The sequence below is a fragment of the Streptomyces zinciresistens K42 genome, assembly GCF_000225525.1.
In the GTDB taxonomy this organism is placed as follows: domain Bacteria; phylum Actinomycetota; class Actinomycetes; order Streptomycetales; family Streptomycetaceae; genus Streptomyces; species Streptomyces zinciresistens.
This window is the reverse complement of sequence record NZ_AGBF01000078.1, coordinates 1-19,938: the sequence shown is the minus strand read 5'-3', so window position 1 is coordinate 19,938 and position 19,938 is coordinate 1. Positions and strand designations below refer to the sequence as shown.

Genomic DNA, 19,938 nt, shown 5'->3' with positions numbered 1-19,938 from the left:
CGGACGACCCGCGCGCATCAGTAGGCCCCCTGGCCGTGCAGCACCGCCCGCAGCGTCTTCCACAGGATCACCGTGTCCAGGGCGAGCGACCAGTCCTCCACGTAGCGCAGGTCGAGGCGGACCGCCTCCTCCCACGGCAGGTCGCTGCGCCCGTTGATCTGCCACAGCCCGGTCAGACCCGGCTTGACCAGCAGCCGCCGCCGGATGTCCGGGCCGTAGGCGGCGCACTCCTCCGGCAGCGGGGGCCGCGGCCCCACGAGCGACATCGCTCCGGTGACCACGTTGAACAGCTGCGGGAGCTCGTCGAGCGAGTACCGGCGCAGCACCGCGCCCACCCGCGTCACCCGCGGATCACTGCGCAGCTTGAACAGCAGCCCCGCGCCCTCGTTGCGCGAGGCGAGCGACGCGCGGGCCCCGTGGGCCCCGGCGACCATGGTGCGGAACTTGAGGATGGTGAACTCGCGGCCGTCCTTGCCGACCCGGCGCTGGCGGTAGAGCACCCCGCCGCGGCTGTCCGCCAGCACGAGCAGCGCGACCAGCACCATGAGCGGTGCGAGCAGCACCAGCAACAGGGTGGCGCCGACCCGGTCGACGACCTCCTTGACGGCCCGGCGGCCCCCGGTGAAGGTCGGCATGCTGACCCGCAGCAGCGGAATCCCGAGCACCGCGTCGACGTGCAGCCGCGGCCCGGCCACCTCCATCAGCACGGGCGCGACGACCATCTCCGCGTCGCTGCCCTCCAGGTTCCAGGCCAGCCGCTGGAGCCGGTGCGGCGACCAGTGCGCGTCCGGGGTGACCGCGACGACGCGGTAGCCGTCGTGGCGCACGTGCTTGGCGACGTCCGCCAGCTCGCCGACGACCGGTACGCCGTCCACCTCGTCACCGTCGGTCCCGCGGCCGTCCGGCGTGCACACCGCCTCCACCCGCCAGCCGATGTGCGGGAACCTGCGGGTCCGGGCGATCAGATCGCGCACGGTGTCCGGGCTCCCGGCGGCGAGGACCGGCCGCAGGCACTGCCCTTCCCCCCGCTGCCGGTGCAGCCACAGCCGCAGCACATAGCGCGCCGTCATCGTGACGAGTGCGATCGCCGGGATCGCGACGAAGATCCAGAGCTTGATGTTGCGCGAGGTCAGGGCGATCCCGCCGAGCGCCAGGACGACGGTCGCCGCGAACAGCGAGCGTCCGAGGCGGCGGAACTCCTCGGCCCCCTGGCCGAGCACGGCCGGCGCCCAGGACCGGCTCACCGCCAGCGCGCCCAGCACCAGCACTTCGGTGCCGAACGCGAGAATGCCCCACTTCTCATGCCAGTTGGCCGCGTCACGGGCCCCGAAGAAGTTGCCGATCGACCCCACCACGAGGCCGGTGGCCACGGTGTCGCTGATGATCACGGCACGGCAGTACCGCTGCTCCCAGCCGGTCACGGGCCGGCCGGCCGCTCCGTTCGCCACGCGTCCTCGCTCCGACGGAAACGGGCTCGCCAATCCCCCTTGCCGCACAGAACCCCCCCAGGTCCCCAGTGGTTCGACGTGTTCCCCTCACACCGTTCCTCGCGCGGGCAGGGTCCGGCCTGCCGCGCCGACGTTCCTCCCCCCGGAAGGCCCCCGCCCTCCGCCTGGCACCCCGGTCGTTCCGGGACCGGTCGAACGACGAGCCCGACGCCCACGGGCGGACACGCCCTGTCAGGCTCTGAAGACACCCCGGATCCGCCGAAGCCGCGGATGCTCCCCGCACCACCCGCGTCCGTGCCGGACCCCGAGGTGTGATGACCCCCCCCACCACCCGGGGAGGCCGTAATCGCTGGCTTTAGATGACGCCGGACGTATAGATCCTCATGAATCACCCCATGTCCGAACGGCTGAAGCACGGTCAATCTAGACCATGCGCGGCGCTGTGTAGAGAGTGTGTGTGCAACGCGTGTTCAAATTTTGCGTCAGGGCCCCCGCGGTCGGCGCCCTCGGCCCGCAGACGCGATGGCGGCATCGTGTGCCTCGGGGGAATCGCCCCGCGAGCGCCCCCACGGCCTCAGGGCGGCGGCGACGGCACGTGCGCCGCCCGGCGCCACCGAACGCCGCCTGCCGGGGTCGTGGCCGGATCGGACCGCCCTGCGCGACAGCCGAAGGCCCCGCAGGAGAGGGGAAGTTGGCGTGAAAGCACGCGGTGCCCGGCACCGCGCGAACCGGGCCGGCCGACGCCTGTCAGGGCAGCCGCGACGGGGGCGGGGATACGGGGGCCGGGGCCGGACAGCGCGAAGGGCCCGCCGGGCGGCCGGCAGGCCCTTCGCCCCGCACGCGAACCCGTCGGACACGAACTCGCCGCACAGGAAGGCGCTTTGCGCGCCCGGCGGCGTGCGGCCCCTCCCGGGCCGCCGGTCCGACGCGCACGGCGTCGCCGCTTCAGCGGATGCGGGCCACGCCCGCGTAGATGCCGCTCTCCTCGGAGACCGGGGCCGGTCCCGCGGCGGACCAGTCCGTGGCGGTCACCAGACCCGGCGGCACCAGGTCGAGTCCGTCGAAGAAGCGCTCCACCTCCGGACGCGGGCGGAAGGCGAGCTTGATACCGCCCTTGGCGTACTCGGCGACGACCGCGTCGGACAGCTCGGGGAACAGGTCGGACGAGGCGTGCGACAGGATCAGATAGCTGCCCGACGGCAGCGTCTCGACCAGGCCGCGCACGATGCCGTGGGCGTCCTGCTCATCGGTGATGAAGTGCATCAGGGCGATGAGGGACAGCGCGACCGGCCGCTCGAAGTCCAGGACGTGACGGGCGCGCCGGACGATGGAGTCCGCCTCGCGCACATCGGCCTGGATGTACTCCGTGGCCCCCTGCGGGCGGCTGACCAGCAGCGCCTCGGCGTGCCGCAGGACGATCGGGTCGTTGTCGGCGTAGACCACCCTGGCCGACGGCACGACGTTCTGCACGATCTGGTGGAGATTGGGCTCGGTGGGGATGCCGGTGCCTATGTCCAGGAACTGATCGATCCCCTGCGCGGCGAGCCACGCCGCCGCGCGGTGCATGAACTGGCGGTTCTGCCGGGCCCCGTCCCGCGCCTCCGGGGGCAGCCGCTCACCGACCGCCTCGTCCACGGGGTAGTTGTCCTTGCCGCCCAGCAGCCAGTCGTAGACCCGCGCGGGGTGCGCCCTGCTGGTGTCGATGGACGGGGGCGGCTGTGCATCGGTCGTCATGGCAACTCCTCCGCGCCGGTGGGGAATACGTGATCATCGTACTCGCGTCGGCCATCTTCCGTGCGTACAACCGTACTTGGGCCCGGGGCGACCGAGGACACCGCGTCGCGGGCACCGGCCCGGCGGGCGACGGGAAGCGGCGCAACGGTGTTGGACCGAGAGGTACTGGTGCATCATGGACGTCGGTCGTGGACGCGTCCGGTCCTGGGGGAGCAGGCCGTGCCGGACGCCTCGGCATCCCGTGCGCGCCCGTGCGCGCCCGTGCGCGGTCGGGCGGCCGACCGCGCGGCGGGGACCGCCGGCGCGACGGGGCGCGCCCGCATCCGTGATCTTCCGACTCGGGGGGACGTCAGATGAACGTAGCAGCGAGGGGAAAGCCGGTTCTGAAGGCGGGGGTCAAGCGGCTCCTGGGACGCGCCGGCTTCGACATCGTGCGCAGCACCAGGGTCCAGGGCGGGGTGGACGACTTCATCCCGTTCGAGCCCACGATGAGGGCCGCGCGCGCGGCCGGTCTGTCGGTCGGCGACTACATCGACGAGGTCATGAACGGCACGCCCGGCGCCACCCGCTCCACCATCGACGCGCTGCGCGAGCACGGCGTGTACGCCGCCGCGCCGCGCACCGTGCTGGAGATCGGCCCGGGGTCCGGACGGTATCTGGAGAGGACCCTCCAGGAGTGTTCCCCCGACCGCTACGAGATCTACGAGACCGCGGCGCCGTGGGCCGCCTACCTGGTGGACACGTTCGGCGTCGTCGCGCAGCCGGCCGAGGGGTGCAGCCTCGCCCCGACGGCCGACGCCCGCGTCGATCTCGTGCAGGCCCACAAGGTGTTCAACACCGTCACCTTCCTCCAGTCCGCCCGGTACTTCTTCGAGATGGCCCGCGTCACGCGCCCCGGCGGCCGGATCGTGTTCGACGTGCTGACGGAGACCTGCCTGGACCCGGCCGCGGTGGGTGTCTGGGCGACCAAGGGCGGCGCCGGGCACGACTCCTACCCGGCCGCCATGCCCCGCCGGACCTGCGTGGACCTCTTCGCGACCCTCGGCTGCGCACTGGAGGCCGCCTTCCAGGCCCCGATGGGCGTCGCCTCCACCGAGGTGCTCGTCTTCAGGAAGACCGCCTGACGCCCGCGGACGTGCTGACGGCGTAGGTGCCGTGCACCGGCCTCGTCCCCGTTGCGATCCGGCCTGGTGCGGCCCGGTCCGGCCTGGTGCGGCTCGGTACGGCCCGGTGCGGCCGACCGGCTCCGCGGGGGCTGCCGCGCCCGTACGCGGGCCGCGTGTGACACGCGTGTGCGCCGGCGGGCCGCGGCGGGGGGCGTTCGGCCCCGCCGCGGCCCGCCGGACACCGCGTGTCCGGCCCCGCTCAGACCTTGGTCGTGTGCTCGGCCGCCGCGCGCGACGCGCCGGCGGCTCCCGGTGCGGCGAGCGGTTCGGGGCCGCCCTCGCTGAGCCCGTGGCGCGCGTGGAACCGGCGGAGGAAGCCGGGCGCGTACCAGGCCGTGCGGCCCAGGAGCCGCATGGCGGCGGGGACGAGGACGCCGCGTACGGCGAGGGCGTCCAGGAGCACGGCGAGTCCGCTGCCGAGCCCGAACATCTGCATGAAGCTGAGCTGGGCGGTGCCGAAGGCGAAGAAGCTGACGGCGAGCAGGAACGCGGCGGCGCTGACGATGCGCCCGGTGTGCCCGAGCCCGTCGACGACGGCGCTCTCGTCGTCGGCGCCCTGGTCGTGGAGTTCCTTGATGCGGCTGGTGACGAAGACCTCGTAGTCCATGGACAGGCCGAAGGCGATGCAGAACATCAGCACCGTCATGGCGACTTCCATCGGCTGGGGGGTGAAGCCGAGCACCGAGGACAGGGCGCCGTCCTGGAAGATCCAGGTCATCACGCCGAGGGTGGCTCCCAGGCTGACCAGGTTGAGGAGCAGGGCGCGCAGCGGCTGGACGACGCTTCCGGTGAACAGGAAGAGCAGGACGAAGGTGGTCAGGACGACCAGGGCGACGGCCAGGGGGAGCCGGTCGGCGATGGACGACTTGGCGTCGACGAGTACCGCGTCGGTGCCTCCGACCAGCGGGTCCGTGCCGGGCGGCGGGGTGACGGACCGTACCTGCGCGACCAGTTCCTGCGCGGCGTCCGACTTGGGCGTCAGCGTGCTCACCACCCGGACGCGCTGCGCGTCGGGACGACCGAGCGCGGGGTCGGCCGGACCGGCCGGCGCGGACCGGCCCCGGGTGTGGGTCCCCGCGCTCGTCTCGACGCGCTCCACGCCGCCGAGCGCGGCAAGCCGTCCGGCGTAGGCCGCCAACGGGCCCTGGGCCACGGGCTGTTCGATGGCGATGTCGAGCGCCGAGTCCTGGCTGCCGCCGAAGTCGTCCCGCAGCACCTGCGCGACCTGCCGGCTCTGGGCGTCCTCGGGCAGGACCCGCTCGTCCGGCGTGCCGAAGGTGATGCCGAGCAGGGGACTCGCGGCGAGCAGGAGGACGGCGAGCACCGGGAGCGCCGTGAGCGCGGGGCGGCGCATGACGGTGCGGGCCAGCCGTCCCCACAGCGGCCCCCGGCTGTCGGCGCCCTTAGGCAGGGCCCACGGCAGCCGTCCGCTGTTGACGCGGTGGCCCAGGACCTTGAGCAGGGCCGGCATCACGAACAGGGTGCTCAGGGCGGCGATGGCGACGACGCCGACCCCGGCGAAGCCGAACGAGCGCAGGAAGTACTGCGGGAACACCAGCAGCGCCGCCAGCGCCGCGGCCACCGTCGCGGCCGAGAAGGCGACCGTGCGGCCCGCGGTGTGGACCGTGCGCCGCACGGCCTCGTCCACGCCCGCCCCGGCGGCGAGCTGCTCGCGGAAGCGGCTGACCATCAACAGGGCGTAGTCGATGCCCAGTCCGAGCCCGAGGGCGGTGGTGAGGTTGGTCGCGGTGTCGGCGACCTCGGTGACGCTGCCGAGCAGATACAGCTGCGCGAACGAGCCGATGATGGCGATGACCGCGATGGCCAGCGGCAGCAGGGCCGCCACCACGCTGCCGAAGACGAACAGGAGCAGGACGAGGGTCAGCGGTACGGCGATCGCCTCGGCGAGGATCAGGTCGTCGACCACCTGCTGGGACAGGTCGGCACCGACCGCGGCGCCCCCTCCGGCCCGTACGGTGAGGCCGCCCTCGTAGGTGCCGCCGTAGGTGTCGAGGACGGCGCGGGCGTTCTCGCGCTGCTGCGTGGTGTCGCCGCGCACATTGGCGAGCACCATGGCCTCGCGGCCGTCCCCGGAGAGCAGGTCGGGGCTGTTCGTCTCCCAGTAGGAGACGACGTTGCCGAGCCGCTTCTCCTTCCTGAGGTCGGCGACGAGGGCGCTGCCGCTCGCGCGGGCGGCGGGCGCGTCGGCGCGGCCGTCCGAGGGGCGGACCAGCAGGACGAGGTTGGTGCCGCCGCCGAACTTCTCGTCGACGACCGCTGCCGCGCGGGTGGAGTCGGACGAGGGGTCGTCGAAGCCGCCGCCGAGCAGCTTGTCGAAGGCGCCCGCACCCATCACGCCCATCAGGGCCACGGCCAGGGCGGCGACGACCAGGACGAGCCGGGACCGGCGAATCGCTAGATCGGACATGCGTTCGAACACGAGGTGATCTCCTTCAGAACCTTCTGCGAGGTGGAATGCGGGGAGGGGGTGCGGCGCGCCCGGCCGGCGCGATCCGCCGCGGAAGTCTCCCGGCCGGGCCGGGAGGGGCGGCGCCGCGCCCGTCGTCGCCGGGAACGACGCTAGTGAGCCGTCGCCCTGTTTAGTAGAAGGAGATTTATCTGACACTGTCAGTTTTGCCGAACAGCCGCTAGTCTCAAGGCAATCGGGGCGAGCGAGGAGGCCGCCTCCGCTCACCAGTCGAGGAGTGCCGCATGTCCGCGGACGCCTGTGCGCCGGCCCCCGGGTCCCCCCTCTCCCTGCGGGAGCGGCGCCGGGCCGTGGCCGTCCGGGAGATCGTGGACGCCGCGGAGCGCCACCTCGCCGGGCACGGGCTGCACGCCCTGTCCCTGCGCGCGGTCGCCCGGGACCTCGGCATGACCGTGCAGGCCCTCTACCACTACTTCCCGAACCGGGACGCCCTCATCACGGTCCTCGTCGCCAAGGCGTACGACGACCTTGCCGACGCCGTGACGGCGGCCACCGACGCGGCGGCGCACGAACCGGCCGAGGCGCGGTTCCTGACCGCCACCGCGGGCTACCGCCGCTGGGCCGTCACCCACCGGGAGCGGTTCCAACTCCTCTACGGCGCACCGCTGCGCCACTACGCGGCACCTCCCGAGGGCCCCACCACCCGCGCGATGCGGCGCATCAGCGACGCCTTCGCGCGCGAGATGTTCGACGGCTTCACCACGGCCCAGCTGACCGCCACCGACGCCGGGTTGCTCTCGCCCGGCCTGAGCGCACACCTGGAACTCCTCTCCGCGCACGACCCGCAGGCCCTGCCGCCCCCGGCGACCGCACTCCTCCTCGGAGCGTGGGGACACATGCACGGCATGGTCGTCCTGGAGACGTTCGGGCACACCGCGTTCCTCGGCGAGCACCAGGCCGAACTCTTCGACAGCGCGATGCGCCGCCTCCTGGAGGACGTCCACCGCCGCATCCCCGCGCGGCCCGGGGGAGGGACGGACGAGCCCTGAAGGCACCGGGCCCCTCAACCTCCCACCGCCTCCACGAGATCACCCCGTGCGCCGGGACCGCCCGCGCGACAGTGTGCCGCGACACGGCCAGGAGGGACGCTCCGCCGTGATCCTCCCTACGGGTCGGCCCCCGCACTGCGAGGCAGTCGGACCACCGCGTCGGCCGGGCGGCCACCCTCCAGGACGACTGCGGTGCCCGCCGCCTCCCCTCAAGCCCGCGCCCCGGACCAGCCTTCGGCGCCGTCGTGCCGGGCGCGTCTACTGTGCCGCGTCACCCGCGTCACCCGCGTCACCCGCGTCACCCGCGTCACCCGCGTCACCCGCGCCCCCGGCCAAGGGCCTCCACCCCCCCGCGCGTCCGAAAGACCCGTATGGGCAGGAATCCGTGAAGTAGGGTCAGGAACCCGTGAACTCGAAGCGGAACTCCACCTGGCCGTCGCCGGTGCTGCCGCGCGCCGTCAGGGACGCGCTGCTGCCGTCGAGGTCTCCGTCGAGCGTCGTGCCCTCGGCCACGGCACGCGGGAATCCGCCCGGCAGTTCACCGAGGTCGGAACGGCAGGCCACGACGAGCCGGGGCCAGTTGAGCAGGTTCAGGGTGACGGCCTGCTGGGAGTTGGGGTCGCTGAGCCGTCCGCTCAGGTTGCCCTCGTTCCACTCCAACTGCCAGTACGTGAGCAGCAGGTTCGGGTCGCGCGGGTTGCCCGCCAGGTCCTGGCCCGAGGTGACGGCGACGGCCGACGACTGGAACGACACCGCGCCCGTCTGCGAGGGCTGACCCACCGCGAGGAGCAGGGAGAACGGGTTGGACTCGGTCGCGCCTCCGCCGGTGCGCGGGCTTCCGAGGTCCAGCGTGGCATCCATGGAGTACGTCCTGGTGCCCGCGAACTGCCGTGAACCGTCGGCGCTGCAGTAGTCGTACACGTCGACGGTGACCTTCGCCGTCCCGCTGTACTGCTTCCCCCACAGCGCGGAGGCGCCGTCCGGCCCGCCCGGCGCGGTGTCGTCCTCGGCGGCCGAGGACGGCGGCCCCCCGGTCTCGGCCACCGCCGACCGGGTCGGCTCGGAGGCGGACCCGGTGGCCGTGGGCGACGGTGCCGACTGCTCCGCCGCGGTGACGGACGGGCTCCGCGACGCTCCACCGCCGGGCGACCCGCCGTCCGAACAGCCGGTCAGCAGTGCTCCTCCGAGTACCCCCACGCACACGCAGGCTCTCGCCACACGGGCGAACCGCACGCGCGCCCCCGAACGGAATGTCACAACGCCCCCTGCCCCCGCGGGACTTCGGACACCGAGCCCCGGAGACTGAGATGCTACGGTGCGCAGTCGGTCGACTACATCCGATTGTCGCTTTGTTACCGTTCCGTGCCTGCGGCGGCGGCCCCCGTGGCGCCTGAGGCGTCCGGTGACCTCGGCGTGCCGCTCGCGCCGCGAGCCGCCCAACCCCCTCACCGGGACTTCGCCGTGCACGCTCCGCCCTGCCGTGAGATCGCCCGCAGATGGCCGCCGGATGATGTGTGAACGCCATTGACGTAGCGGGCCCCGCTGCATACGGTCCTCCGTCGAAGCGCTTCGACGCGCTCATGTCGAATCGATTCGACGGCGCGTTTCGTCCCGTCCGGCCCAGGTGGAGGTCACTTCAATGTCGAAGGTGCGCAGACCGCTGACTCTGACAGCAGCTGCCATGGTGGGCGCCTTGCTCATCACGTCGTGCGGGAGCTCGGACGGCGGTGCGCAGGGCGACGGCAAGACGCTGAAGCTCTGGCACTACGAAGCCCCCAACAGCGCCATGGGCGTCGCCTGGGACCAGGCGATCAAGGAGTTCAAGAAGACCCACCCGGGCGTCAAGGTCGAGTTCGAGGCGAAGGGCTTCGAGCAGATCCAGAAGACCGCCTCGATGGTGCTCAACTCCGGCAACGCCCCTGACGTCATGGAGTACAACAAGGGCAACGCCACGGCCGGACTGCTGGCCAAGCAGGGCCTGCTCACCGACCTCACGCCGCAGGTCACCAAGTACGGCTGGGACAAGCTGCTCAGCCCGAGCGTCACCACCACCAGCCGCTACGACGCCCGGGGCGTCATGGGCTCCGGCAACTGGTACGGCGTCCCGAACTTCGGCGAGTACACGATGGTCTACTACAACAAGGACCTCTTCGCGAAGAACGGCGTCCAAGTCCCCTCCACGTTCGCCGAGTTCGAGCAGGCCCTCGCCGCCTTCAAGGCCAAGGGCATCACCCCGCTCGCCAACGGCGGCGCCGAGTACCCGGCCCACCAGTACCTGTACCAGCTCGCCCTGACCAAGGCGGACCGCGGCTGGGTCGACGCCTTCGAGCTCTACAAGGGCAAGGCCGACTTCCGCGACCCCGCCTGGACGTACGCCGCCAACACCCTCTCGGACTGGGTGAAGAAGGGCTACATCGCGAAGACGAGCAGCGGCGCCAAGGCCGAGGACGCCGGCGTCTCCTTCATCAGCGGCAAGTCCCCGATCTTCTTCTCGGGCAGCTGGTGGTACGGCCGCTTCCGCGACGAGAACAAGTTCAAGTGGGGCTCGTTCCTCTTCCCCGGCTCCAAGATGACCCTCGGCTCCGGCGGCAACCTGTGGGTCGTCCCGAAGAACGCCAAGAACAAGCAACTGGCCTACGACTTCATCGACATCACGATGAAGAAGGGCATCCAGAACACGCTCGGCAACAACGGCGGCGTGCCCGTCGCGGCCGAACCCTCGGCGATCACGGACCCCAGCTCCAAGGAGCTGATCGAGAACTTCAACAAGGTCTCGTCCCAGGACGGACTCGCCTTCTACCCGGACTGGCCGGTCCCCGGCTTCTACGACGTGCTGGTCTCTGCCACCCAGAAGCTGATCACCGGCAGCGCGAGCCCCGAGGCCGTCCTCGACGAACTGCAGAAGGCGTACGACGCGGGTGCGCCCACGTCATGAGTGCCCGACCCCTGAGGCTGCGCAACCCCTACGCGCTGTACCTGATCCCGGGTGTCCTCGCCTTCCTGGCCGTCGTGATCGTGCCGTTCGCGATGAACGTCTACGTCAGCTTCACGCGCTGGCAGGGCGTCGGCTCGCCCACCTGGACGGGGCTCGCGAACTACCGGGCGCTGATGAAGGACTCGCGGTTCTGGGAGTCCTTCCAGCACAGCGTGTCCATGGTCCTGGCGATGGCGGTGATCCCCACCGCCGTCGGCCTGGTGGTGGCCGCCGCGCTCTTCGACTACATCGCCCAGCACTTCGGATCGAGGCTGGCCAGTGTGCTGCGCGCCTGCTTCTACCTGCCCCAGGTCCTGCCCATCACCGTCGCGGGCATCGTCTGGAGCTGGATCCTCGCCCCCGAGAACGGCTCGCTCAACGAACTGCTGAAGGCGGTCGGCCTGGGATCGCTCCAGCAGGACTGGCTGGGCGACCCGAAGTTCGCGCTCTACAGCGTGATGGCCGTCATGGTCTGGGTGCAACTGGGCTTTCCCGTCGTCATCTTCATGGCGGGACTCCAGCGGGCCGATCCCTCGCTCCACGAGGCGGCCGAACTCGACGGCGCGAACTGGTGGCAGCGCTTCTGGCACGTGACGCTGCCTCAGATCCGCCCCGAGATCCACGTGGTGATGCTCTGGTGCACCATCGCGGCCCTGAAGGTCTTCGGCGCGGTCTACGTCCTCACCAAGGGCGGCCCCGCCGACGCCACCATCGTGCCGTCCTACTTCTCCTTCTCGACGTTCTTCGAGAAGACCGACGTCGGCTACGGCTCGGCCATCGCGACCGTCCTCACCCTCATCATCCTCGCGCTGACCACGATCGGACTGCGCTTCCAGACCCGATCGGAGGCCGCACAGTGAACGCGCTCAAGCGCTTTCCGGTGCTGACGGCGATGATCCTCGGCGCGGCCTTCATGGTCCTGCCGCTCCTGATCGTGCTCGTCAACGCGCTGAAGTCGCCCGCCGAGTACTCGGCCAACGGCCCGCTGTCGCTGCCCCGCGGCCTCTACCTGAACGGCCTGACGGACTTCTGGACCCGGGTCGACTTCGGCAACACCCTGCTGAACTCGCTCGTGATCTCCGGCTCCGTCGCGGTGTTCGGGGTCCTGCTCTCGCTGTTCAACGCGTACGCGATCGGCATCGGGAGGATCAGGGGCAAGGCGTACTTCCTCGCCTTCTTCGTCCTGGCCAACGTGCTGCCCCAGGAGGCCCTGGTCTACCCGCTGTACTACCTGTCCAAGCAGGTGGGGCTGTACGACACCAGGCTGAGCCTCGTCATCGTCTTCAGCGTCGTGCAGGCCGCCTTCGGCACGTACCTGCTGTCCTCGGTGCTCGCGGCCTTCCCGAAGGAGATCATCGAGGCCGCCAGGATCGACGGCGCGGGCACCTGGCAGATCCTGTGGCGCATGGTGGTCCCGGTCAGCCGCCCGACGCTGGGCGTGCTGCTGGTGTTCTTCTTCATCTGGACCTGGAACGAGTTCCTGCTGCCCCTGGTCATGCTGCCGTCGAACGACAACCAGACCGTCTCCGTGGCGCTCGGCGTCCTCCAGGGCCAGCGCCTGATGGACGCGACGATGACCAACGCGGCCGGCCTGCTGGGCGCCCTGCCCGCCCTCGTCTTCTTCCTGCTCTTCCAGCGCACCCTGACCCGGGGCATCGCCGTCGGCGCCGTGAAGTGATCCACGCCCGACCCGCCGAACGGGCGCCCGGCGCACCGCACTTGCACCCGTGCGCCGCACCGGACCCCGGCGCGCCGCACCTGCTCCCGGCCCCGCGTGCCCGCGCCCGGCCCACCGCACCCGCGGGCCCCGGCCGGCGGCTCCCGCCCACCGACGCCCCGCGACCGCTCCGCCTCCCACACGTACCGAGCACGCCGGTGGCCGCCCACCGGGAAAGGCACCGACCATGAAGTTCACCGACGGGTACTGGCTGCTGCGCGAAGGAGTCAGGGCGGCGTATCCGGCCGAGGTCCTCGATGCCGTCCCCGGCCCCGGAACCCTGCGGGTACACGCACCCACCCAGCACATCCGGCACCGGGGCGACCTGCTCAAGGGCCCCCTCCTCACCATCGACTGCACCGCTCCGATGCCCGGCGTCATCGGTGTGCGCATCTCCCACTTCGAGGGCGGCGTCGAGACCGGACCGCACTTCGCGCTCCACCACGAGCCGCACGGGCCCGACGTGAGCGTCGACGAGCGGCACGCGGTCCTCACCTCCGGCGACCTCAGCGTCCGCTTCCGCCTCGACGGCGGGTGGCGGATGGAGTTCCGGGCCGGCGAACGCACCCTGACCAGCAGCGACGTCAAGGCCATGGCGCTGATGGAGACGGCCGAAGGCGAGCACCACATCAGAGAGCAGCTCCGGCTGAACGTCGGCACGTCCGTCTACGGACTCGGCGAACGCTTCGGCCCGCTGGTCAGGAACGGCCAGAGCGTCGACATCTGGAACGCCGACGGCGGCACCAGCAGCGAACAGTCGTACAAGAACGTCCCGTTCTACCTCACCGACGCAGGCTACGGCGTCTTCGTCGACGACCCCGGCCGGGTCTCCTTCGAGGTCGCCTCCGAACAGGTCTCGCGCGTCCAGTTCAGCGCCGAGCGCCAGCAGTTGCAGTACTACGTCATCCACGGCCCCACGCCGAAGGACGTCCTGCGCAAGTACACCGCGCTCACCGGCCGGCCCGCGCTCCCGCCCGCCTGGTCGTTCGGCCTGTGGCTGACCACCTCCTTCACCACCTCCTACGACGAACAGACCGTCACCGGCTTCGTCGAGGGGATGGCCGCGCGCGAACTGCCCCTGTCGGCCTTCCACTTCGACTGCTTCTGGATGCGCGAGTTCAACTGGTGCGACTTCGAGTGGGATCCGCGCGTCTTCCCCGACCCCGAGGGGATGCTGCGCCGCCTCAAGGAGCGCGGCCTGCACATCTGCGTGTGGATCAACCCCTACATCGCCCAGCGCTCCCCGCTGTTCGCCGAGGGCAGGGCCGCAGGACACCTCCTGAGGCGCCCGGACGGCGGCGTGTGGCAGTGGGACCTGTGGCAACCCGGCATGGCTCTCGTCGACTTCACCAGCCCCGACGCCCGCGCCTGGTACGCCGCCAAGCTCGAAGCCCTCCTCGACATGGGCGTCGACTGCTTCAAGACGGACTTCGGCGAACGCGTCCCCACCGACGTCGCCTGGTCCGACGGCTCCGACCCGGAGCGCATGCACAACTACTACACGCAGCTCTACAACCAGACGGTCTTCGACGTCCTGCGCAAGCACCGCGGCGAGGGCGAGGCGGTGCTCTTCGCCCGCTCCGCCACGGCCGGCGGCCAGCAGTTCCCCGTGCACTGGGGCGGCGACTGCGAGTCCACCTACGAGTCCATGGCCGAGTCCCTGCGCGGCGGACTCTCCCTGGGCCTCACCGGCTTCGGCTACTGGAGCCACGACATCGGCGGCTTCGAAGGACTCCCGGACGCCGGACTGTTCAAACGCTGGACCGCCTTCGGCATGCTCTCCTCGCACAGCCGCCTGCACGGCTCCTCCTCCTACCGCGTGCCCTGGCTCTTCGACGAGGAGGCCGTCGACGTCCTGCGCCACTTCACCCGCCTCAAGCTGCGCCTCATGCCCTACCTCTACGACGCCGCCCACCAGGCCCACACCGAGGGCGTGCCGATGATGCGGGCCATGGTCCTGGAGTTCCCCGACGACCCGGCCTGCGCGCCGCTGGAACGCCAGTACATGCTCGGCGGGGACCTCCTCGTCGCGCCCGTGTTCTCCGAGGACGGCGAGGTGTCGTACTACGTCCCGGAGGGCACCTGGACCCACTTCACGACCGGCGCGAGGGTCACCGGCCCCCGCTGGGTGCGCGAGACCCACGACCACCTCAGCCTCCCGCTGCTGGCCCGGCCCGGCTCGGCGATCCCGGTCGGCGCGGCCGACGACCGCCCCGACTCCGTGTGGGCGGACGACGTGACCGTCCGGGTCTTCGAGCCGGCGGACGGCTCCCGGACCACCGTGCGGATCCCCCGCGGGGACGGCACGGCCGCGGCCGAGATCACCGTCTCACGCGAGGGCCCCGTGCTGCGGGCCGAGACCTCCGACGCCTCCCTGCCGTGGGGCGTGGACGTCGCCGGCGGCCCCTGCGCGCGCGCCGCGGCCGGAACCGCCGTCCTCACCCTGGGACTCGCGGGCCCATGAGGAAGGTTCCGCGGGGCGGGCAGATCGGGGAAAGTAGGCGCATGGTCAAGATCACTGATGTCGCCCGGCACGCCAACGTGTCGCCCAGCACCGTCAGCTACGCCCTCAGCGGCAAGCGGCCGATCTCGCCGGAGACACGGCGGCGCATCGAGGACAGCATCCGTGAACTGGGCTACCGGCCGCACGCGGGCGCCCGGTCCCTGGCCAACGGCAGGTCGCAGGTGATCGGCCTGGTCCTGCCCCTGCGCAAGGGCATCCACCTGCCCGTCGTCATGCAGTTCGTCACCTCCGTCCTGACGGCCGCGCGCGAGCACGACCACGACGTCCTCCTCCTCACCCAGAACGAGGGCGAGGAGGGCATCGAGCGGGTCGCCCGCAGCGCCATGGCGGACGCCTTCGTCGTCATGGACGTCGAGATGGAGGACCGGCGGCTGCCGCTGCTGCGCACCCTGGACCGGCCGTGCGTGCTGATCGGCTTCCCCTCCGAGCCCGCCGGACTGACCTGCGTCGACCTGGACTTCGCGGGCGCCGGCGAGGCGTGCGTGGAGCACCTCGCCGCACTCGGCCACCGCACCCTGGCCCTCGTGGGCTCACCCCCCGAGGTGTACGTCCGCGGAACCGGCTTCGCGCGCCGGGTGGCCGCCGGGTTCACGGCCGCCGCCGGCCGGCTGGGCCTGAGCGCGTCCGTGCACCCCTGCCCGGAGACACCGGCGGCGGCGCGGGCCATGGCCGAGCAACTGCTGCACGAGCAGCCGGGACTGTCCGGGGTCGTCATCCACAACGAGCCCATCACCCAGCCCCTGATCGCCGCCTTCCAGGCCATGGGGCTGCGGGTGCCGGAGGACGTGTCGGTGGCCGCGATCTGTCCCGACGAGACGGCGGAGCAGGCGGCGGTGCCCATCACGTCCGTCTCGATCCCCTCGTCCGAGATCGGCACCCGCGCGGTGGAACTCCTGATGGCCAAACTCGCCGGCCGCGACGACGTCCCGGAGACCACCGTGCTCCCCGCCGCCCTGACCCCCCGGATCACGACCGCCCCACCGCCGTCCGGAACACCGTGACAAGCCCCGGGGAGCCGTGGAACACGGCTCCCCGGGGCGGGATTCCGTACCGCCCCGCGTCAGGTGAGCGTGAGGGCGTACACCTGGACGCGCGGGTCGTTGCGCAGGCTGAGGGAGCGGACCGTCTTGGTCGCGTCGAGCGTCACGGAGGAGCCGAACAGGCGCACCGGCGGGCCGTCGACGCCCTGCCCGCGTTTGATCCGGTGCGGCATCTCCAGTGCCACGGTGCTGCCTTGGGGCGCCGCACCGGCCCAGTCGCCCACGGTCACCGGCAGTTCGTCCGTGCTGCCGTCGGTGTAGCGGACGGTGAGGGCGGTGGTGACCGGGCCGTGGTGGGACGCGGCGACCAGACGCAGACTTCCGTAGGAGCCCTCCGGCAGCAGCGCCGACTGGCCGCGGGCCTCGACGAAGTTCGCGGCCCCGCCCGCCGGTTCGGGGGCGGCGTAGGTGACGCCGCCCCAGGTGACCGGGCCCGCCGCCGGGAGCAGGGCGCCGTCGTAACTCCACCCGCCCCCGTCGAAGTCGCCCTCGCCGGAGGCCGCGACCGTGGCGGTCCCGTCGTGGTTCGCCTCGCCCCTGAGGTCCACCGCGCACTGCCGGCCCGCGTTCACCGCGCAGCGGGCCGCCGTGCGGACCTCGACGGTCGCGGTGCGCTCCACGGGTGCGACGCCCTTCGCGGCGGCCGTGAGACGCACGGTGTACGAGCCCGGCCCGGTGCCGGCCGGCACCGTGACCTCCACCGTCCGGGTCCGCTGGAGGGGAAGGCGGCCGGAGGCGAGGGTGAAGGGCTTCGGCGTCCTCGCGCTCCAGCCCTCGGGGGTGCGCGCCGTCGTCGTCACCCTCATGCTGCCCGGTGACTGCCCCAGCACGTCCCACCGCAGCCGGACGCGCTGCGGTTCGCCGGACGTCGGCACGACGTCGGAGCCGGTGCGCAGCGAGGCGTCGAGGCTGCGGCGGGAGTCGGCCGGTGCGCGGCCCGCGGACGGGGGCTGGTCGGCCCTGCGGGTTCCCCAGGCGCTCGGCTCGTCGCCCGTCCGGAAGGCGAGGTCACCGCCCCGGGCGACGGCGTCCCAGTCCAGCCAAGTGGCGCGCAGGTCACGCCCGTTGAACGAGGCGCTCTGCACATAGCGCCGGCTGTCGCTGGTGCCGGGGGCCGCGACGGTCAGGGTGCCGCCCTGCTCCCGGCCCCAGGCGCCGATGCGGAGGGTGGCCCGCGGGAACTGCGGGCTGGACACGGCGAGGAAGTCGCCGCCGCTGGTCGTCGGGTACAGGCCGAGCGAGGAGAAGACGTACCAGGCGGACATGGTGCCCAGGTCGTCGTTGCCCGTCATGCCGTCGGGCCCGTCGGTGAAGAGCGTCATCGCCGCCCGGACGACGGTGGCCGTCTTCGCGGGCGCGCCCGCCCACAGATACATGTACGGGGCGTGCAGATCGGGCTCGTTGTTGGGGTTGTAGGTGGGTTTGCCGTAGTAGTCGTAGGGCGCCGCGATCCAGTCCTCGCGGGCGGTCCTCGCGGGGTCGGTGAGGAGTCCGTCGTAGGCGAAGAAGGCGTCGAGCCGTTTCTCGGCGGCGCGTCTGCCGCCCATGAGGGAGACGAGCCCGGCGGGGTCCTGGGGCGCCAGCCACTGGTACTGGTAGGCGCCGCCCTCGTGGAACTGGTGGCCCGCCGCGACCGGGTCGTACGGTGTGAGCCAGGTGCCCTCGGTCGTGCGGGGCCGGAACTGCCCGATCGAGGAGTCCCACAGGTTGCGGTAGTACTGCCCGCGCGAGGCGAACAGCCGGGCGTCCGCCCGGCGTCCCAGCCCCCTGGCCATCAGCGCCAGCGACGCGTCGGCCAGCGCGTACTCCAGTGTCGCCGAGGCCGGCTGGCGGCAGTCGTTGTCGCCGCCCTTGTCCGCGCAGTCCCTGCCCAGCTGAAGCCCACTGGGTATGTAGCCGCGCTCCTGGTAAGGGACCACCCCCGCACGGCCGTTGAAGGGGGAGTCGGCGGGCGGTGTGCGCGTCGCGTTCCTGCGCAGCAGCGCGTACGCCTCCCGCTCGTATCCCGCGAGCAGGCCCTTGGACCACGCCTCGACCAGGAACGGGGTGACGGGATCACCGGTCATGATGTTGGTCTCGCTGTTGGCGAGGGACCAGCGCGGCAGCCAGCCGCCGTCCCGCCCGATCGCGAGCACCGAGAGGGAGACGTCGCGGGCGACCTTCGGCTGGAGCATCTGCAGCAGTTGGTTCTGCGGCCGGTAGGTGTCCCACAGCGACAGGTTCTGGTACGGCGTGTAGCCCGAGGCCACCCGCGTCCGGCCGTCGAAGCCCGCGTACCGGCCGTCGACGTCCCCTGCGAGGTTCGGGTGCAACTGGGCATGGTAGAGGGCGGTGTAGAAGGCGCGCTGCCGTTCGGGCGGGCCGCCCTCGATCCGGACCGCGCCGAGTCTCTGCTCCCAGGTGGAGCGCAGCGCGGCGCGGGTGGCGTCGAAGTCGTAGGAATCACCGGTCTCCGCCCGGAGGTTCTTGCGGGCGCCCTCGACGCTCGTGTAGGAGAGACCCACCTTCACGACGACGTCACGGTCGGTGCCGGCGTCGAAGGTCACCCACGCGCCGTTGCCGCCCGCGCCGGACGCCTCGCGCCCACCGGGGGACGGGGTGTCCCCGCGCCAGGTGCCGCCCGTGGTGAACGGCCGGTCGAAGGTCGCGGTGAAGTAGAGGGTGTGCCGGTCCTTGCCCGCGCAGAAGTTGCCCGCCTCGATCCGGCCCTCCACCGTACGGTCGCCGACGACCCGGACCTGCGAGTCGAACACCTTCTGGTTCGCCCGGCCCGTGTTGAACATGACGTTGGCGCTGCCGGTGGCGGGGAAGGTGTAGCGCTGCCATCCGGTGCGGGGCGTGGCGGTCAGCTCCGCGTTGATCCCGTACGTCTTCAACCCGACGCGGTAGTAACCGGGTTCGGCCTCCTCGTCGTCGTGCGAGAACGTCGAGCGGTAGTCGTCGGCGTCGACGCTGTCGACGGCCCCGGTCGTCGGCATGAGCGGCAGTTCGCCCATCACGGAGCAGCCGACCCCGGACAGGTGCGTCTGGCTGAATCCGAGGATCTTGTTCTGCTGGTAGTCGTACCCTCCCTGGCCGCCGGTGTCCGGGCTGACCTGGACCATGCCGAAGGGGGCGCTCGCGCCGGGGAAGGTGTTGCCGGAGTTCTGGGTGCCGATGAACGGGTTGACCAGAGAGGTGAGCCGGCCGGGGTCCGCGGCGCCCCGGGCGGCGGCCGGCGCCGGACCCAGGGCACCGCCGGCGACGAGCAGTGCCGTGAGCACGGCCGCCGCGCGGTGGCGCAGCCGGTGCAGGGATCTGAGCATGGAGGCGGTCTCCTGTTCCTCACCCCTCATGCGGTGCACGGCAGGAGAGGCGATCTCCAAGTGACGTACAGGGCGGCCGTGTTCGGCCGGCCTCTTGCGCGCTGCTCGGGTCGGGGGCGTCCGGACGGGGGCGGAGCGGGCCGGGTGCGGGCATGCGACGGCGCGGGGCGGGCTGCCGCGGCGCGAGCCGGTGGCACCCGGCCGGACGGAACGGACTAGACCATGCACCTGACATCGTTGTCAATGGTTTGCGCGCGCCGGGCCGCGGACAAGGACGTCCGGTCCGTACGGTCCGTCCGCCCCTCCGGGGCCGAAGCCCTGGTCGGGGCGCCGCGGTAGGCCCTGAGCGCCGCGACCGGCCCGGTGCCCCGTGGCGTGAAGACGCTCAGCGCAGCCGGCCGCGGTCCGGAGCGGCGTGACGCGGAGCCCGCGTTCGCCGCGGCGCCGCCCGGAGCGCCGACCGCGGACCGGACATGCCGCACGAGAGCCAGGGGGCTCCGCCGGGGACGCCCCGCGGCGGAGCCCCCTGGCTCTCGTGCGGCATGTCCGGTCC

The 19,938-nt window shown here is 72.1% G+C and carries 12 protein-coding genes; 7 read left to right on the top strand and 5 right to left on the bottom strand.

What is annotated here, in order from left to right; genetic code table 11:
* Nucleotides 1–17 precede the first annotated feature (17 nt).
* Together SZN_RS20790 and SZN_RS20785 are read right to left on the bottom strand one after the other, a co-directional pair.
* On the bottom strand, nucleotides 18–1,496 hold the full coding sequence (locus SZN_RS20790) for a sugar transferase (RefSeq protein ID WP_043732084.1): 1,479 nt from the start codon (nucleotides 1,494–1,496) through the stop codon (nucleotides 18–20).
* A gap of 897 nt (nucleotides 1,497–2,393) precedes the next feature.
* On the bottom strand, nucleotides 2,394–3,182 hold the full coding sequence (locus SZN_RS20785; protein WP_007498226.1) for an SAM-dependent methyltransferase: 789 nt from the start codon (nucleotides 3,180–3,182) through the stop codon (nucleotides 2,394–2,396).
* A gap of 353 nt (nucleotides 3,183–3,535) precedes the next feature.
* Between SZN_RS20785 and SZN_RS20780 the strand changes: the two genes are divergently transcribed.
* Nucleotides 3,536–4,306, top strand: a complete 771-nt coding sequence (locus SZN_RS20780) for a methyltransferase domain-containing protein (protein WP_007498224.1) — start codon at nucleotides 3,536–3,538, stop codon at nucleotides 4,304–4,306.
* A gap of 241 nt (nucleotides 4,307–4,547) precedes the next feature.
* Here the strand turns inward: SZN_RS20780 and SZN_RS20775 are convergent, their stop codons facing one another.
* The gene (locus SZN_RS20775) at nucleotides 4,548–6,788 is read right to left on the bottom strand and encodes an MMPL family transporter (protein ID WP_007498222.1); all 2,241 of its coding nucleotides are present in this window, start codon (nucleotides 6,786–6,788) and stop codon (nucleotides 4,548–4,550) included.
* 272 nt (nucleotides 6,789–7,060) lie between these two features.
* On the opposite strand from SZN_RS20775, the gene SZN_RS20770 reads away from it, so the two are divergent.
* Entirely contained in the window at nucleotides 7,061–7,825 is a 765-nt protein-coding gene (locus SZN_RS20770) for a TetR/AcrR family transcriptional regulator (protein WP_007498220.1), read from the top strand.
* Nucleotides 7,826–8,221: 396 nt separating this feature from the next.
* On the opposite strand, the gene SZN_RS20765 is transcribed toward SZN_RS20770, so the two are convergent.
* Nucleotides 8,222–8,869 carry a hypothetical protein gene (locus SZN_RS20765; RefSeq protein ID WP_139063565.1) on the bottom strand — a complete coding sequence of 216 codons (648 nt, stop codon included), beginning with the start codon at nucleotides 8,867–8,869 and terminating at the stop codon, nucleotides 8,222–8,224.
* A 595-nt stretch (nucleotides 8,870–9,464) separates the two neighbouring features.
* Between SZN_RS20765 and SZN_RS20760 the strand changes: the two genes are divergently transcribed.
* From SZN_RS20760 to SZN_RS20740, 5 genes are all read left to right on the top strand, one after another.
* On the top strand, nucleotides 9,465–10,760 hold the full coding sequence (locus SZN_RS20760) for an ABC transporter substrate-binding protein (RefSeq protein ID WP_208865829.1): 1,296 nt from the start codon (nucleotides 9,465–9,467) through the stop codon (nucleotides 10,758–10,760).
* The gene (locus tag SZN_RS20755; protein WP_007498214.1) at nucleotides 10,757–11,659 is read left to right on the top strand and encodes a carbohydrate ABC transporter permease; all 903 of its coding nucleotides are present in this window, start codon (nucleotides 10,757–10,759) and stop codon (nucleotides 11,657–11,659) included. Before SZN_RS20760 ends, SZN_RS20755 begins: the two co-directional genes overlap by 4 nt.
* 32 nt (nucleotides 11,660–11,691) lie before the next feature.
* Complete coding sequence (locus tag SZN_RS20750; RefSeq protein WP_050815100.1) at nucleotides 11,692–12,477, top strand: carbohydrate ABC transporter permease; 786 nt, start codon at nucleotides 11,692–11,694, stop codon at nucleotides 12,475–12,477.
* Nucleotides 12,478–12,703: 226 nt separating this feature from the next.
* Nucleotides 12,704–14,980: an alpha-xylosidase gene (yicI, locus tag SZN_RS20745; protein WP_007498210.1), complete on the top strand. Its 2,277-nt coding sequence runs from the start codon at nucleotides 12,704–12,706 to the stop codon at nucleotides 14,978–14,980.
* Between the two features lie 41 nt (nucleotides 14,981–15,021).
* A complete protein-coding gene (locus SZN_RS20740; protein WP_007498209.1) occupies nucleotides 15,022–16,041 on the top strand; it encodes a LacI family DNA-binding transcriptional regulator in 1,020 nt (339 codons plus the stop codon).
* A 59-nt stretch (nucleotides 16,042–16,100) separates the two neighbouring features.
* On the opposite strand, the gene SZN_RS20735 is transcribed toward SZN_RS20740, so the two are convergent.
* Nucleotides 16,101–19,385, bottom strand: coding sequence for a GH92 family glycosyl hydrolase (locus tag SZN_RS20735; protein WP_043732087.1), 3,285 nt, complete (start codon nucleotides 19,383–19,385; stop codon nucleotides 16,101–16,103).
* Between the last annotated feature and the right edge of the window lie 553 nt (nucleotides 19,386–19,938).

Coding starts and splice junctions, on each gene's coding strand:
- SZN_RS20785 (WP_007498226.1), bottom strand. CDS start 3,182: ATGACGACCGATGCACAGCCGCCCCCGTCCATCGACACCAGCAGGGCG.
- SZN_RS20780 (WP_007498224.1), top strand. CDS start 3,536: ATGAACGTAGCAGCGAGGGGAAAGCCGGTTCTGAAGGCGGGGGTCAAG.
- SZN_RS20770 (WP_007498220.1), top strand. CDS start 7,061: ATGTCCGCGGACGCCTGTGCGCCGGCCCCCGGGTCCCCCCTCTCCCTG.
- SZN_RS20760 (WP_208865829.1), top strand. CDS start 9,465: ATGTCGAAGGTGCGCAGACCGCTGACTCTGACAGCAGCTGCCATGGTG.
- SZN_RS20755 (WP_007498214.1), top strand. CDS start 10,757: ATGAGTGCCCGACCCCTGAGGCTGCGCAACCCCTACGCGCTGTACCTG.
- SZN_RS20750 (WP_050815100.1), top strand. CDS start 11,692: ATGATCCTCGGCGCGGCCTTCATGGTCCTGCCGCTCCTGATCGTGCTC.
- yicI (WP_007498210.1), top strand. CDS start 12,704: ATGAAGTTCACCGACGGGTACTGGCTGCTGCGCGAAGGAGTCAGGGCG.
- SZN_RS20740 (WP_007498209.1), top strand. CDS start 15,022: ATGGTCAAGATCACTGATGTCGCCCGGCACGCCAACGTGTCGCCCAGC.
- SZN_RS20735 (WP_043732087.1), bottom strand. CDS start 19,385: ATGCTCAGATCCCTGCACCGGCTGCGCCACCGCGCGGCGGCCGTGCTC.